The 15,615-nt window shown below is 41.9% G+C and carries 10 protein-coding genes; all 10 read right to left on the reverse strand.

The annotated features are described in order from the left end of the window. Window positions 1–5: 5 nt before the first annotated feature. A complete protein-coding gene (locus tag HRM2_RS14755) occupies window positions 6–1,439 on the reverse strand; it encodes an alginate O-acetyltransferase AlgX-related protein (RefSeq protein WP_015904832.1) in 1,434 nt (477 codons plus the stop codon). Between the two features lie 8 nt (window positions 1,440–1,447). Further along, window positions 1,448–2,878: an MBOAT family O-acyltransferase gene (locus HRM2_RS14760; protein ID WP_015904833.1), complete on the reverse strand. Its 1,431-nt coding sequence runs from the start codon at window positions 2,876–2,878 to the stop codon at window positions 1,448–1,450. Between the two features lie 87 nt (window positions 2,879–2,965). After that, window positions 2,966–4,471: a DUF6056 family protein gene (locus HRM2_RS14765; protein WP_015904834.1), complete on the reverse strand. Its 1,506-nt coding sequence runs from the start codon at window positions 4,469–4,471 to the stop codon at window positions 2,966–2,968. 139 nt (window positions 4,472–4,610) lie between these two features. Next, window positions 4,611–5,039 (reverse strand): GtrA family protein, encoded by a 429-nt coding sequence (locus tag HRM2_RS14770; RefSeq protein ID WP_232364037.1) that lies wholly within the window; start codon window positions 5,037–5,039, stop codon window positions 4,611–4,613. Next, on the reverse strand, window positions 5,023–5,955 hold the full coding sequence (locus HRM2_RS14775; protein WP_015904836.1) for a glycosyltransferase family 2 protein: 933 nt from the start codon (window positions 5,953–5,955) through the stop codon (window positions 5,023–5,025). The genes HRM2_RS14770 and HRM2_RS14775 overlap by 17 nt, the downstream gene beginning before the upstream one ends. 96 nt (window positions 5,956–6,051) lie before the next feature. Continuing rightward, window positions 6,052–7,557, reverse strand: a complete 1,506-nt coding sequence (locus HRM2_RS14780; RefSeq protein ID WP_041273292.1) for a DUF6056 family protein — start codon at window positions 7,555–7,557, stop codon at window positions 6,052–6,054. Window positions 7,558–7,622: 65 nt separating this feature from the next. Then, window positions 7,623–8,423, reverse strand: coding sequence for a glycosyltransferase family 2 protein (locus HRM2_RS14785; RefSeq protein ID WP_232364038.1), 801 nt, complete (start codon window positions 8,421–8,423; stop codon window positions 7,623–7,625). A 77-nt stretch (window positions 8,424–8,500) separates the two neighbouring features. After that, window positions 8,501–10,207 carry a hypothetical protein gene (locus HRM2_RS14790; protein ID WP_148214637.1) on the reverse strand — a complete coding sequence of 569 codons (1,707 nt, stop codon included), beginning with the start codon at window positions 10,205–10,207 and terminating at the stop codon, window positions 8,501–8,503. A gap of 615 nt (window positions 10,208–10,822) precedes the next feature. After that, the gene (locus HRM2_RS14795) at window positions 10,823–12,277 is read right to left on the reverse strand and encodes a radical SAM protein (protein ID WP_015904840.1); all 1,455 of its coding nucleotides are present in this window, start codon (window positions 12,275–12,277) and stop codon (window positions 10,823–10,825) included. A 1-nt stretch (window position 12,278) separates the two neighbouring features. Next, a complete protein-coding gene (locus HRM2_RS25355; protein ID WP_015904841.1) occupies window positions 12,279–15,614 on the reverse strand; it encodes a glycosyltransferase in 3,336 nt (1,111 codons plus the stop codon). Window position 15,615 lies beyond the last annotated feature (1 nt).

The following is a 15,615-nucleotide window of genomic DNA, read 5'->3' on the forward strand; positions in this document are numbered from 1 at the left end:
CAAGTTTATTGCGTCACATAAAAATAAACCGGTTCTGTCACCTCTCCGGTTTGCGTATTCTTCAGATAAACCGGATATTTTCCGGGCGCTGCATAATACTGATCCGGCACAACAGCAGCAAGGGAAAAGGCAGTTAAATCGATATCGGTCTTTAAAGGCGTATTATTCCAAACAATAACCGTGTCTTCTGATAGCTCATCACAGATCATCCAGAGGGCGGAAAGACCGTTTGACTGTACGTTGAATCGCTCACCCTGCTTGACCTGATGGGGCCCCCATTTTTTAATGGAAAAACCTGTTTCAGTTGACTCCAGGGAGGCATTGTCAGGTTTGTATCGAAGCATACGTTCCACCATGATGTGAATCACAACATCCGGCTTATAAGCCTCAATAAGTCGTTTATCAAAAACCATCCACTGGTATTCCGCATAGATCACCGTTCCAAAGGTTTCGTTCAAAAAAGGTTCCATGGCATCGGTGTATGAATCCCTGAAAACCAGGGCCACTGGTTTTCCCGTTTGCCCGGTTTGGACAATTTTGGGAAAGGATTTTTCCTTGTCCAGAACGGTTTGATTCTTTACCCGGGTCGGCTGCTTCAAAATAAAACCATCTGCATTGGTATCGGGAAACGCTCCGGGCAGATGAAGAATTCTGGAAAGGTCCTGCTCAAAGCTTTTCTCAGGCGTCAATACGACATCCGTCTCTCCCAGGGGATGTAAATCGGGAAAATCCTTTTTTAAAAGAGCCATGATCTGCTGATAAGCAAAAAAAGCCCCGTGAAAGTTCCAGTGGGAATCGGTTTTATAATAAACAGACATATTTTTCCTGGCATGGATCATCCCGGTCCGCAGGCTGCAAAAGACAAAATTCTTAAATCCCGGGGCTTGGGTTTCAAGCTGTTCCAGGCGGGTCAATACCGGCAGTTTATTGATATAATCCGGTAGAAATTCCGGGTAAACCGTCATCTTGTTTGGAGGGATAACCACGTAAAAGGGGATTCCCTTGAATTTGAGCCAGGCCCCCCTCTCTTCCATTTTTGTGATCCAGTTATCCAAATCCTCCCTGGAAAAATTCATGGCACCGGTATACTGGGGAACCATGTCTTCATCCGTTAAAAAAAGCCAGCCGTCTTTGCCTATCATCACCCGGTCAGACGAAGTGATTCCCAAAAAATGGTTAAAAAGTCCCTGGCAGCGAATAAACATCTCCCTGAACCCGAAATGATCATTAATGTAGTCGGTCATCTTCCGGGGATAGGTGTGAAGGGCCTCAAGACTCCTGGGCAGGGACGGCTTGACCTGGGGGTACCTGTTCTCAACGGTTTCAATATAACCCGTATCAAACAGGCCATAAAGATGGGTGAAAAGAGGCAGGCAAATTCCAGCCATGAACAAAAGGACAACGGTTATATTAAGATATCTGTGGAGAATTTTTTCCATGCCTTGAATTAAAACCTGAAATAAATAAACGGGTTATACGAACCGGAGGAAAGACTCATAATGGAAAAAAAGAGCAGAAACGCCTGAAAGGTTACCATACAAAGGGAACGCAAAAGGAAAAAAGCACGATGGCACTCCCCGGCTGTACCGAATCTGAAAAAAGGAATCAGCTCCTTGATGGGCAGGGAAAAGACCACCCCCATAAAAAGGGCCAGAAGAACGTCGGTCTGCAAATAATATTCAAGGGTGAACTGATGCTGGGAAGGCGCTCCCATTCCCACCATACGCTGCATGAATATCCCTGCCTGGGAAAAACTCTCCGCCCGGAAAAGGACCCAACCAAACACCACCACAAGCATGGCATAGAGGTGGGTCAGGCCCCTTGGCATTCGCCCCAGGATTCGGGACAGCCCCATACGTTCAACAATCAGAAAACAACCATGGTAAACACCCCAGGCAACAAATGTCCAGCTGGCCCCATGCCACAGGCCGCAGAGGAAAAAAACAACAAAAAGGTTAAAATAGGTTCTTGCTGCGCCCCTCTGGTTGCCGCCAAGAGGGATATAAAGATAATCACGGAACCAGCGGGAAAGGGTCATGTGCCAACGCCGCCAGAATTCGGTGATGGAACGTGAAACGTAGGGAAAGTTGAAATTCTCTGGAAAACGGAAACCAACCATGAGTCCCAGCCCGATGGCCATATTGGAGTATCCCGCAAAATCATAGTAAATTTGAAGGGTATAGGTGACAGCCCCCAACCAGGCAAGGGGTTGATCAAGCTGGATCATGGGAAGAGCAAAAATTTTGTCGGCTGTGGAGGCAACCGTATTGGCAATCAAAACCTTCTGCCCCAGGCCGATGATGAAATAACCAATCCCCTCCACAAAGGCGTCAAGGGTCACAACCCGTTTATGAATCTTGGCATAAATACTCTGGAAGCGTACGATGGGACCTGCAACCAGTTGGGGGAACATGGCAATATAGAGCATAAGGTTAAAGGGATTTTTTTCCACAGGTGCATCCCCCCTGTAGACATCCACCAGATAGGACATGGCCTGGAAGGTGAAAAACGAAATACCCAGGGGCAGATGAATTGAATAGACGGGCATACCGGTAAATCCAATCATTCCGGTCAGGGCATTGAGGGTCGTTGTAAGAAAGGTGAGGTATTTAAATCCGCAAATCACCAGCAGGTTTAAAAAAATGCCCGCAAAGAGAAATCGCTTCTTCTGCCCGTCCCGGGATGCTGCGATCCATCTGCCAAATCCGTAGTTGACAATGCTTGAACCCAGGATGAGAAAAACATACCCCACTTCACCCCAGGCGTAAAAAAAAAGACTGATCAGAAGCAGAAAAGCATTCCGGTACCGGGTAAAAAAATAGCCCAGCAGAAAAACCGGTAAAAAATAAAAAATAAATGTGATTGAACTGAAAACCATAGCGGCCTCTATACGTTATCCCCCCTGCAATGTCAAGCAGGGCAATGTTCGCAGCATTTACCGCTACTATGGGATTGTCTAAAATGACTATTCATATTTAATTTCAACCTGCAACGGCAGTAAATAATATTTCTTTATCCACCATTTTTGATAAACAAAAACCCATGGGGCGCTGTCACTAAATCTGACATCAAATTTTTTCAGATTAATATTTATGATATCTTGATCGATACTTATCTCACTATACTTTTTTAATTTATTATGATTATACATATGTATCGAATAATTATTATAGTATCCAAGTACAATATACGAAGTATTTAGCAAAGCAGCCAACAGCAATACAGATATAATTCCTTTATTTAAGTTATAGTTAACTAACCGTAATACATAAATGCTAAATACAATTATTAATATGATCGTTGGAAATAATGTTCTGTTTCCGGTTGGCAATGCTACAATCAAACTAAAATGTGATGCCAAAATTCCAACGAACAATGAGATATAACAGGGATTTTTGTTTTCTAACAAATCAACAAACAGTGTATAACTTGTCATTATTATCAAAAAACAGAATAAAGCTTTTTGGATATCACTATTTGTACGTAAAACAACATAGCTATACATTATTATTGAAAACATATAAGCGAATGGCATTGTTAAATTCAGGAGGGAGTTCCCCTGACGTGATTTAGTATTTTTTAGTGAGATCAACATCAATGAAAATAAAAATATTGCTATAAACAATATCATTTTTTCATTAAATAACAAATCTATCTGTTGACCTAATCGGGTAATAGTTCTTTCAACAAATGGTGTTTTGAAAAAATCTCCAGATGAGGAGTGGCTTATTCTAAGTTTATTCCCTGGTGAGATTATTAATATTACAAATCCTATGATCGACGACAAAACATAAAAAATATTTTCAAGACGTATTTTTTTTTTAATAAACAACTGAACTATCGTAGACATTAACATAAAACTGACTATAGCTAAACCTACCTGTTCTTGTGAGCATCCGCCGATGAAAAACAATATAATAAATATTGCTTTTTTAATAACAGTGACTGGCTCATCTTTGAGCCAGAAATGAATTAAAAAAATCGCTAACACGCTAGTCCATAAATATCCTACGGATGCGGACGGCCAAAAGACACTTTCTCTCATTATCTCTAATGAGATTAACCCATACATTGAACTTGATATGATTAAGATTTTAACGTCAAAAGGTTCTTTTTCTTTCTTATTTATTCTGGCCAACATAATTAATACTGAAAATACTATTATCGATTGTGTGATTTTAAAAAAAATTAAATCAAATTTTAAAAATGATATTAAAAAGAAATAGGATATTACTCTTCCTCCCCATCCAAAATAGTGCCATTTCAGATAGGTTAAAATATCAAAAAGGGAATATTGATTATGTTCAAAATTGAAATGGGGGAACCCAGGATGTTCTGCTCCATACGACAATGAACCATACCCAAAATCATCGTGTGACATGACTATAAAATAATTTTGTAAAAAAATTATTAATCCGACTCCTAAAAAAGATATGATGTGTTTTTTACTTATTTTTTGTCGAATAGACATAATTATGATTCCTTTGCATTATCAAATTGAACTCTTGAGGAACTTCGATGTTCTCAGGAAACTGATAGCTGATCTAAACCTCATATTCTTAAATTCAAGCTGGTACATTTTTTAGGAGTTCAAAAAAACTTTAAACAACTCATCTCACCCCCGACTCTTTTTGATCGGCAAATGTCCAGGCCCGATGTATAATAAAGGTTATCAGGGGAAGTAAAAAAGCCGTAAGGACAACTTTCAGGTAGAGGCTGAAATCTCCCAGCAGATGGGAAAATAAAACCGCCACAAGAAGTGACGACAGCTGAACGACTAAGTATCTCAGGGATTTCACAAGGGAGATATTGCTTTTGAATACCCACTTTGACTGGAAATAGTAGGAAAAATGGTAGGCCACAAAAAAACCAACCAGGTTGGAAACCAACAGGGACGGGTTGATAAACCGTATAAAGAGAGAAGCCACCAACACGTGGATTCCGGTTGAAACAAGACCCACGACTCCATACCTGACAAGCTTAATTTTAAAACAGGGTGCAAACAGGGACACTGCCATGGGATCAATACTCTTTATCAACAATATATTGGGGACGATGTTTTGTCTCAAGGTAAATCCGGCCAAGATATTCACCCAGAACGCCGATGCCCATGAGCTGAACCCCGCCGAGAAAGAGAATGGAAACCAGCAAAGAGGCGTAACCGGGAAGATCGACCCCGAACACCAGGGTCCGCAAAATGATGTATGAACCGTAAACAAGGGAAATCAGGGCGATCAGGGAACCAATGTAGAGCCAGACCCGCAGGGGAACCGTACTGAAACTTGTAATCCCGTCAAGGGCAAAATTCCAGAGTCCCCATCCATGGAAACTTGTTTTGCCGGCCCTTCGTTTCTGGCGTTTATACGCCACAACACAGGTGTTGAAGCCCACCCAGGCAAAAATGCCCTTCATAAACCGTTGGTTTTCGGGCATCTGTTGAATGGCTTCCACTACCCTTCGAGTGATGAGTCGAAAGTCACCCACATTCTCGGGTATCTTCTGGTTGGATATTTTGTTGTGAAACCGATAATAAAGCTGGGCTGTCATCCGTTTCAACAATCCGTCAGTGGAACGGTCCACCCTTTTGCCCACAACGACCTCATACCCCTCCCGCCACTTTTCAATGAAATCAATAATCAGTTCCGGGGGATCCTGTAGATCCGCATCAATGGGAACAATCACCTTTCCCCTTGCGTGATCAAGCCCAGCAGTCAGGGCCGCCTCTTTTCCAAAATTTCGGGAAAAATCAAGAATGCGCAGATTTGGATAAGATTTTTTTGCCAGAATCAGCTTTTCCAGAGTTCGGTCAAGGCTTCCGTCATTAACGCAAACGATCTCATAAGTCAAATCCAGGGTATTAAGGACCTGATGGATCTTTTCCATAAAAAAATCAACCACCTCTTCCTCGTTAAAAAAGGGGCAGACGACGGATAGAACAATGGATTGGTCAGGCATAAAATCTGCTATCCTTGTTAATAGGTTTTTAAAAAGTATTTTATACTACTTTCTTTAATTTGTATCCCTGCCTCATATCCCAAAATAGAGAAATGACTATTCATATTTAATTTCAACCTGCATCGGCAGTAAATAATATTTCTTTATCCACCATTGTTGATAATCACAAACCCATGGTGCGCAGTCTATAAATCTGTCATCAAATTTTTTAAGATCAATATTTGTTACATCTTGATAGACGCTTATCTCACTATACTTTTTTAGTCTGTTATGATTATACATATGTATCGGATAATTATTATAATATCCAAGGACAATATGCGACGTATTTAACAAAGCAGACAACACCAATGCAGACATAATTCCTTTATTTAAGCTATAGTTAACTAACCGCAATACATAGATGCTAAATACAATTATTAATATAATCGTTGGAAGTAATGTTCTCTCCCCAGTTAGCAATGTTACAATCAAACTAAAATGCGATGCCAAAATTCCAACGACCAATGAGATATAACAGGGGTTTTTGCTTTCAAGCAAATCAACAAACAGCGTATAACCTGTCATTATTATCAAAAAACAGAATAAAATTTTTGGGATATCAATGTTTTTATTTAAGATAACATAGCTATACATTATTATTGCAAAGATATAAACGGATGGCATTGTTAAATTGAGGCGGGAATTTCCCTTACGGGATTTAGTATTCCTTAACGAAATCAGCATCAATGAGAATAAAAATACTGTTATAAATAATAATGTTTTTTCATTAAATAACAAATCAATCTGTTGATCTAATCGGGTAAGGGTTCTTTCAACAAAGGGTAATTTGAAAAATTCTACAGCTGAGGGATGGCTCATTCTAGCTTTATTTCCTGGTGAGATTAGTAATATTACAAATCCCATGATCGACGACAAAATATAGAAAATTTTTTCAAGATGTATTTTTTTTTTAGTAAACACCTGAACTATCGTATACATTAACATAAAACTGATTAGAGCTAAACCGACCTGCTCTTGTGAACATCCACCGATGAAAAACAATATAACAAATATTATTTTTTTAATAAAAACAATTGGCTCATCTTTTAGCCAAAAATGGATTAAAAAGATTGCTAACACGCTGGTCCATAGATATCCTACGGATGCGGACGGCCAGAAGACACTTTCTCTCATTATCTTTAATGAGATTAACCCATACATTGAACTTGATATGACTAATGTTTCAACATCAAACGGTTCTTTTTCTTTTCTATTTATTCTGGCCAACATAATTAATACTGAAAATACTATTATCGATTGTGCAATTTTAAAAAAAATTAAATCAAATCTTAAAAATGACGTTAAAAAAAAATAGGGTATTACTCTTCCTCCCCATCCGAAATAGTGCCATTTCAGATAGGTTAAAATATCAAAAAAGGAATACTGGTTATGTTCAAAATTAAAATCGGGGAACCCAGGGAACCCTGATCCATACGTCAATGAACCATACCCAAAATCATCGTGTGACATGACTATAAAATAATTTTGTAAAAGAATTATTAATCCGACTACTATAAAGGAAATGATGTGTTTTCTGTTTATCTTTTGTTGAATAGACATAATCATATTTCCTTTGCATTATCAAAGGGTCATTATTCCTTGATAATGGGATCCGATACACTGCATCATTTGGATTTATCATCAAAGGCCTGGGTATTGGCAAACACCTTAAACTTACATAAACCCGAAACCTGAAGAATATACTTTGTGACTACCCAGACACATTGAATACCGTATTTAAGACTTCTTTGAAAATTTATGGATGAAGAATCCGGTTCATACCGCGTCGGTATGGGAATATCTCCAACACGAAACCCGCAGTAAATTGCCTGTGCAAGCAACTCAGTGTCGAAAATAAAATCATCGGAATTACCATCAATATTTATCGTTTCAAGGACCTGTCTATTGTAAATTCGGAATCCAGAATGAAAATCACCAAGATTCTGCCCGAAACCAATATTTTCGAATGTGGTAAGGAGTCTATTACTGATATATTTATACAAAGGCATGCCACCATCAAGGGTTTCCCTTCGAGTTCGAATTCTTGAGCCCATTACAATATCACATATCTGTAATGTAATAAATCCCACCGCATATTGAATGACCCGGGGGTCGTACTGATAATCCGGATGCACCATCACCACAATATCTGCTCCCGAATCCAGGGCCAGTTTATAACATGTTTTCTGATTGGCACCATATCCACGATTTTCCGGATGGGTCCGGACAATTGCACCGGGAAGGGTTGCGGCTACTTCAGAAGTATTATCATCACTTGCATCGTCAACCACGATAACCTGATCCACAATACCTTGAGACATGACATCATCATAGGTCTTGCGCAATGTGGCGGCTGCATTAAAGGCGGGCATAACAACAACAATTTTTTTATCATTCAACATAGTATCAACAATCCAGAGATCCAATAAATATTAAAACAAACATTAAAAAACACAATTTATACCAGAGACAGGTTAACGATTCATTTTAATATTGCCCTGTCCTATATTACTCCCAAGCCAACAAGAACAAAGGAAACCTTTCTTTGATCCTGGGACCCGTTGTCAAACTGACTCGGTTCAAACAGTTTGTCTGTAGATATTTCAAAAAACAATTCCTTTTTTTTCAACTGGTCAGAAGTCAGGTGAAATTGAAGTTTATTGTACCCTTCAATTATTTTTGAGGCGCCAATGGAAACTCCATCAAGCTTTACCGACACTCTGTTTCCATAACCCTTCCAGGATTCCGGCAAATAACATTCCAGCACAAATTGCCGTTTACCGTAAGTTTGCCGGACATAACCTGAAATATAATCGGTACACCATCCGTCCTCAGACACACCTTTAAACCGAGCCTTTTTAATTGATTCCTTATCGTAATAGCAAAGAGCCCCCTGTTTTGGGGAAAAACTTTTATTTAATTTCAGCACACTGTCACAGAATTCTTTGGGATTCCCATGGATGTCATAGATACCGTTTTCCTGTATTCTGTAATAAAGCTCAAATTCATCCACAATCAAATCCGAACCTTTATTGTCGATGTGTATCACACCATCAACGAATAACGGGATTTTCTCCACGGTAATCCTTTCGTACTTTTCTGTTTCAACTGCCACATGGGCTTCATGGATAGCAACACCATCTCTATCGATAATTTGAATGTTCAAAGTTGAAGGCCGTCCATCAACACTCTTAGCCTTGAAGTTTAATGTAAAAAACAGGATATTTTTAAATTCAGGTGGGACATAAACACCAAATTTTATATGCTGCCTGAGCTTACCATGGTGGTTAAGCCGTAGGCTGCTCACATCTTCTTCCACGTTCAGCGTTGCGTTTTGAACGCTCCACCCCAGCAACTCTCTTTCAAAAGAACCGTTTTTAAATAAATTCCCCTTGACATCCTGCATGGCCCACAGGGCATAACCTATTGTTTCTTTTTTCAGTATGGGCTGGGCTTTATCTATGAAAGCCGAGAGTTCTTCGGGTGCTATTCTTGTATTTTTCTTAAATTCCGGAGTGTTGTCAATGAAATTGAATTGATCCAGAAAGATCAAACTCTTTGTTTTGGACCTTACCCTCTCAACCAGGTATTGGAGCCTGAAAGCAGCATCGTCCGACGAGGAAAGATCACCACAATTTTCAGCGCCCAGGGCGGGTGTATAATAGATAACAACTCGTTTGCCGCCAGTACTGTCAAAGGTTTCCCCGTGACAGACATACAATGAGCTGTCATTTGTGGGATCACAATCAGCTCTCACCTCCATGGACAAGTTGGGAAATATTTTTTGAGACTTAGCCATCAGGGTTGTCAAATACTGATCCCAGAATTCATGATACAAATGTATTGCCGGTGATGTGTATTGGGGAATTGGAATTTTGCTGTAATTTGAAAAATCAGTGCCGTATTTACTGGAAATATCGCCCAGGGTATATTTTTTAAGATACTCCTGATAACCGGTTACTGAAGCGGCATAGGTTCGCACCGCAATGGATTTATGTGCAAAATCAATAAGAAAAAAATCCTCCCACGACAAGAAAGCAAAGAGAAAATTATCATATCTACTTGAAATTTCATTTATCCGTCCAAGATAATCAAACCAGGCGTTTTGAACGGCTTTGTCAGAGGCAATTTGCAAGATACGATGATTGTGGTCTGGTGTACTGTCAACGCCCACCTCATGGGCATATCCCACTCGAAGAATAACTTTCAACCCCGTTTCTTTTGACTTTTCAAAAAGAAATGCCAGCGACTCAAGATATGCTTCAAAATATGATACAGGAGAAATAGTTTTTTGAAAACCAACCCATGGAACAACGACGATTATGGTATTAAAGCCGTTTTCTCTGATCCGCAAAAAATCATCATGGACTTTGGATTCATCAAGATTGCTCCAAAAGGAAGGCGCCCAGGTTTCACCCGTATAGTGAGTTCCGATTATATACTCCTGGTAATCACCAGCTCCATTTGCATTAAATGGGCATAGAACGACATAGGAATACACAAACAACACTATTATTCGATGGAATAAATTCATGTACACGTTTCAGTCACACACCCAGGTTGATGTATTATCAAAGACAACTCCCGATCATCTCCATTACCCGTTACTTAAGGGGCTCAGAAATAAATAATTCCTCAATCTTGCTTGCCTTTCAGCTCGTCTTCTGCGTTGCATCAAAGGGCACATATTTCAATATGCTCCCTTTGATACGCCTTGAATATGAGCTGAAATCCTACGCCATATTTGTGGGATTATTTACATCTGAGTCCCTAACAGCCCAAACCGATTATCAGGAAAATCATTCAGATTAATTTTACTACTAAATTATGCCGAAGCAGGGTGCAGGTCTGCTGTTTTTAAAAAACTGATCCTTTGAACTGCCAGCCCAAGTTTTCTTTTATCCACACCCTGGCCATTCTCCTTTGGGCAAAAACACCTGCCCAGGGAAAATGAGCATGCTCCCATTTTTTCAGCTGGCCTCAAAAATGAGAGGCTGAAATCCCCCCAATCTGCATTTTCCAGAGAAATTCGGCCAAGCTCTGCTTCACCACCCCGGGCGGTGAGTACCAGCGGATTCTCCGAATTCGTTCCAGGACAGGGCATTGCAAAAAATTGTACTCCGGTCGCCCCCTGGGGAACAATTATGGAAAACTCCATGGTTGTCCAGCAATATCTAAAGGCGTCGCTTCCCTCCGGTACATACCACCCGTTGAGTATCAGGGGGGATTCTCCACAGTTGAAATCGATACCTTGCGGAAACGCCTTCCCCCTGACTTCCCTGAGTTTGATTTCCGTGCTTTCCCTGTCCAGAAACGCCCGGTTACAAGCAATATTTGTAACCACCTGACAATCGTTCCAGCACCCGCCACAGGCTATTTTTTGAATTTTACGTCGAACGGCCTCGGCCTTCGGCCCTTCCCATATGTCGCTCAAACTATTATTTTTAAGATTACCGATACTTGTCATTATCGCGGGACAATTGGGAAAGACATCGCCGTAAAGATCTATCACCATGCCTGAAGTCATGGCATGGCATGGGATATCCGTTTGCGCCCCCCGGTAATAATCGACAATTTTCTCCATAAACACCAGCTGTGGGAGATAGTGACCGGACCTGTTCAGCTCCTTTGAAACGACCCTGTCAATGGAATTTTCAAGAGTTACAAGTTCATCCGCCGCAAAGTGAAACAGTTCTCTGCTTTCCCTGTTGGTATAGGCCCCCCCGCAGTATGCCATCCGCGTGGAAAAACCTGCACCGTTCTTTTCTGCCAGCCCGTAACAGGCTTCAAGATCCATAAAATTGGTGCGGTTAATTGTAAAAGAGACAAGGCGAGGCACTCCAAGATTCTTCAATTTTTCAAGAAGATCAACGGTTTTTTTAAATGCTCCGGCAATGCCCCGAATGTTGTCGTTAACGGCGCCAATTCCATCCAGTGAGACCTGAACCATGAATCTTTCCCTGTGGGGATTGTCGGCCAAAAACGCCACAAGCCTGTCGCTTTTAAGGGCATTGGTTGTAATGGTCACATGCTTGTCCCGGGGAATGATCTCCAGAACCTCCCAGAAGAACGGAGCGATTGTGGGCTCCCCCCCGGCCAGGCCGACATTGGGGCAATTCCTTACAAGGGGGTCCTCAAAAAAACGTTCCAACTCATTGGATGCGAGTCTTGTTCGTGAACCCGGATCATGGGGTTCACGCCAGATAAAGCAGTTCCGGCATCTGGAGTTACACCTGTAAGTGGTAAAAAAATTGATGTCCTGCAGTTGACCATGTTCCATTTCAGTTGCCGTCTTTCCCTTTGATAAGTACTATCAGTTTTTCCCGCATTACACTGGGAGAATATTTTTCTTCAATAACAATCCTGCCGTTAATGGAAAGGGACTCCCAGAGCCGTCTGTCTCGGTATAGCTGAACCACTTTTTCGGCAAATTCTGAATCGGTCTCACCGATCAGCACATCCCTGCCATGGGTAAGCCCCATCCCCTCTGCCCCCACATGGGTGGTTACAACGGGCAGACCGAATCCCAGACTCTGACCAATTTTCCCCTTGACACCGGCACCGTATCGAAGTGGGCTGACAAAGACCCTGGATTTTTCAAAATAGGGGGATACGTCTTTAACATACCCTGTTACGGTAATATCATCCGAAGCTAGTGCATTGATTCTTTCGGTTGGATAACTGCCAACAATATCCAGATGAATGCCGGGAATCTGTTTTTGAATATCTGGAAAAATGGCGTTCACGAACCAAAGCATTCCATCTTCATTGGGCAGATGCTTAAAGCCTCCTATAAACATGAGGCCCTCACGTTTTTCAAATGAATTGATTGATGGTTCCACCGTGTGAATGTTTGATATCACCGAAACCTTTCCTTCGAACCCCTCCTTATCCAGAATCTCTTTTTCAATATCGCTCACAACAAGGGTGTCATCCGCATGATGGGCCAGAAAAAATTCAAGGTCCTTCCATTCCCTGGCCGCATTTTCAGCCTCGTACCTTGCCTTACGCCCCTCCCTGATGTAATGCAGATCCACCGTATCATAGATCACCCTGGCATTGGAAAGCGTCTTGGCCGCATGGATAAAATTTACGGCTACATGGGGACGGGAAAGGAGAATGATGTCAAAATGATCTCCATTTTCCTTTAAGTACTCTTCAAAATTCAGATCCCCATATTGGGCTTCAATTCCAAGTCTTTGAAGATCACGGGTGTATTGCTCATCATAGGCACGATTCTCCGGCCAGAACACGACTTTATAGCCCAATTCCTGAAAAATCTTCATTAAACTGAATATTCTAAGGGAGCCGGAATCCATGTCATATGTCGGTGCATAATGATCCACGACAAGGGCTCTTTTTGTCCCCCCCCGTTCCCTTGCCAGGTACAGATCTTCTTTTCCCCTGAAATGCTTTTCCCGTAAAACAGCCTGCCATTTTTCAATAAATTTTCCCTGGTTTACCTGCTGGTATTTTTTATACCCCTTTGTGATATCGGTTCCGGAAGAAATACCCTCGTAATGGATAATCTTCGCCTCGGGCTGGAAAATGACCTTAAAACCTTTTTCCCTCACGGCAAAGCAAAGATCAGTGTCCTCATAATAGGCAGGAGCATAACGGCGGTCAAATCCGCCAAGCTCAGTCCAGAGATCCCTTCGAATCTGAAGACAGGCACCCGAACAATAGTCCACCGATTTAAGATAGGAATATTGCGGAAGGTCAGGATTGTCTCCGCGACCATAGTTCCACCCCGTTCCATCCTGCCAGATTATGTTACCCGCTTCCTGGAGGCGACCATCCGGGTAAATCAGCTTTGCCCCGACGATTCCGACGTTGGGGTCATTAAACGGTGCACACATGGCACCCAACCATCCCGTGGTTACCTTTGTATCATTATTTAAAAAAAGGATAAACCTGGCACGGCTGGCATCCGCCCCCTTATTGCAGGCTTCAACAAACCCCAGATTCTGGGTATTTGTCACAACTTTAATATTTGTGACCTTCGAGAGCATTTCATTGGTCGCATCCTCGGATGCATTGTCCACGACAATCACCTCGTAGGAAACGTCGGTGGTATTTTCCACTATGGATTTTAAACAGGCAAATGTATATTTGCACTTGTTAAACACCGGAATAACAATAGAAACCTCAATGGATTCAAAGGCCGGAAACTCCAGGGGAGACCATTTATCCTCCAAAGAAGTATCTTCATTGGGTGTAAGATGGAAATATGAAAACAACGTATTTTTATAATGGGGGATTCGAATGGCTACCCGTTTGAAGAACTGGACCGGTCCGTCCCTGAAGAGCACGACCAGAGATAAAGAGACAAGCTGATAGAGACGCCGCCGCTTTGTGCCCTGGGGCATGAGCCTGTCAATTATTGTGCGGTATTTTTGGATAAGCTGCCATACAAAAGAGCTTCTGATTGATTCTAATTCAACAGTTTGACGTTCGATTCCGGCCAGGAGCTCATTTTTTTTATTTTCAAAATCTTTGATCCGCTGAAACAACCGGGATTCTTTCCGCTTAAGATCTCCTGCCTCCAGTTGAAGCCGGCAGATCTCTTTTCTATCGTGCTCCTGGTCGGCAACCTGTTGTGCCTTATGTTTTTCAGCCTCATCTTTCAAACGTTCAATCTCAACCCTGTAGCCCCCATGGATTTCATCTTTTTCGACTTCAACATGCTGAAGCTCAGCCTTGTAATCTCGGTGAATTTGGGCTTTTTCAACTTCAAGACGGGCAAGTTCCCTGTTCAGGCCCTGGAGGTATTCCTCCTCCCTTTTTTTCAGTTCCCCATCAAATCCGGCAACAGCTCCCCTTAGGACAGCAAGCTCTTTTTCCATCCCATGGAACTGTTTTTCAATCTCACGTTTTTTTTGTTTTTCAAAGATCAGTGCATCTTCAAGCCCTTTTTTCCACCCCATTGTCGTTGCGGGGTATACCTTAAGGATAAACTGATAGGTTTGATATTCGGGATTAACCTTCTCAATATAAGCGGTAATATCCCGGGGATAACTGTCCCAGGGAGTCTTCATTTCGGTATCCCGGGGATGGATAATCACACGATCCATACGGGAGACCAGGAACCCGGTTTTATCTAAAAGGGAGGTAAAGCCCTCCTTGTCATAAAAATGCAGGTGGGTTCTATCAAGGAGGCCATCGCTGCGGTACTCCCATTTCCCGTCAAGAAGTTCCAGGGCGATGGAACCATGGGCACCATTGGGTAGTGAGATGAGAAGATATCCTGTCTCCTTCAAGAGATCCTTGAGTCTCTCCAGAAGTCCATGGGCGTCCTGCAAATGCTCCAGGAGATCCGCCATCAGGATGACATCAAACTTTTTTTTCCCAAGGCGGCCGGCAAGATCAACATCTTCAACATTACCAACAATCAACTTATCGCAAAAAGGTTCGGCCTTACCGGCGGCCACCCCATCAATTTCGATTACCGTAATGCAGCAATTGAGAGTCTCCTTCATGAACCGGGTCATATATCCCGTAGCGCATCCGATTTCCAGCACATCCTGATCACGTTCCACCATCTTCAAGAGCTTGACGTGGGAGGTGTTCTCATTGGTCAGGTCTATATTGTAATCGTAGATCGGTCTTTGTTCCATT

Source organism: Desulforapulum autotrophicum HRM2 (genome assembly GCF_000020365.1).
Taxonomy (GTDB): domain Bacteria; phylum Desulfobacterota; class Desulfobacteria; order Desulfobacterales; family Desulfobacteraceae; genus Desulforapulum; species Desulforapulum autotrophicum.

Excerpts from the sequence above, each read along its gene's own strand:
- HRM2_RS25355 (WP_015904841.1), bottom strand. The coding sequence starts at position 15,614 with ATGGAACAAAGACCGATCTACGATTACAATATAGACCTGACCAATGAG.
- HRM2_RS14795 (WP_015904840.1), bottom strand. The coding sequence starts at position 12,277 with ATGGAACATGGTCAACTGCAGGACATCAATTTTTTTACCACTTACAGG.
- HRM2_RS14780 (WP_041273292.1), bottom strand. The coding sequence starts at position 7,557 with ATGTCTATTCAACAAAAGATAAACAGAAAACACATCATTTCCTTTATA.
- HRM2_RS14760 (WP_015904833.1), bottom strand. The coding sequence starts at position 2,878 with ATGGTTTTCAGTTCAATCACATTTATTTTTTATTTTTTACCGGTTTTT.
- HRM2_RS14755 (WP_015904832.1), bottom strand. The coding sequence starts at position 1,439 with ATGGAAAAAATTCTCCACAGATATCTTAATATAACCGTTGTCCTTTTG.
- HRM2_RS14775 (WP_015904836.1), bottom strand. The coding sequence starts at position 5,955 with ATGCCTGACCAATCCATTGTTCTATCCGTCGTCTGCCCCTTTTTTAAC.
- HRM2_RS14765 (WP_015904834.1), bottom strand. The coding sequence starts at position 4,471 with ATGTCTATTCGACAAAAAATAAGTAAAAAACACATCATATCTTTTTTA.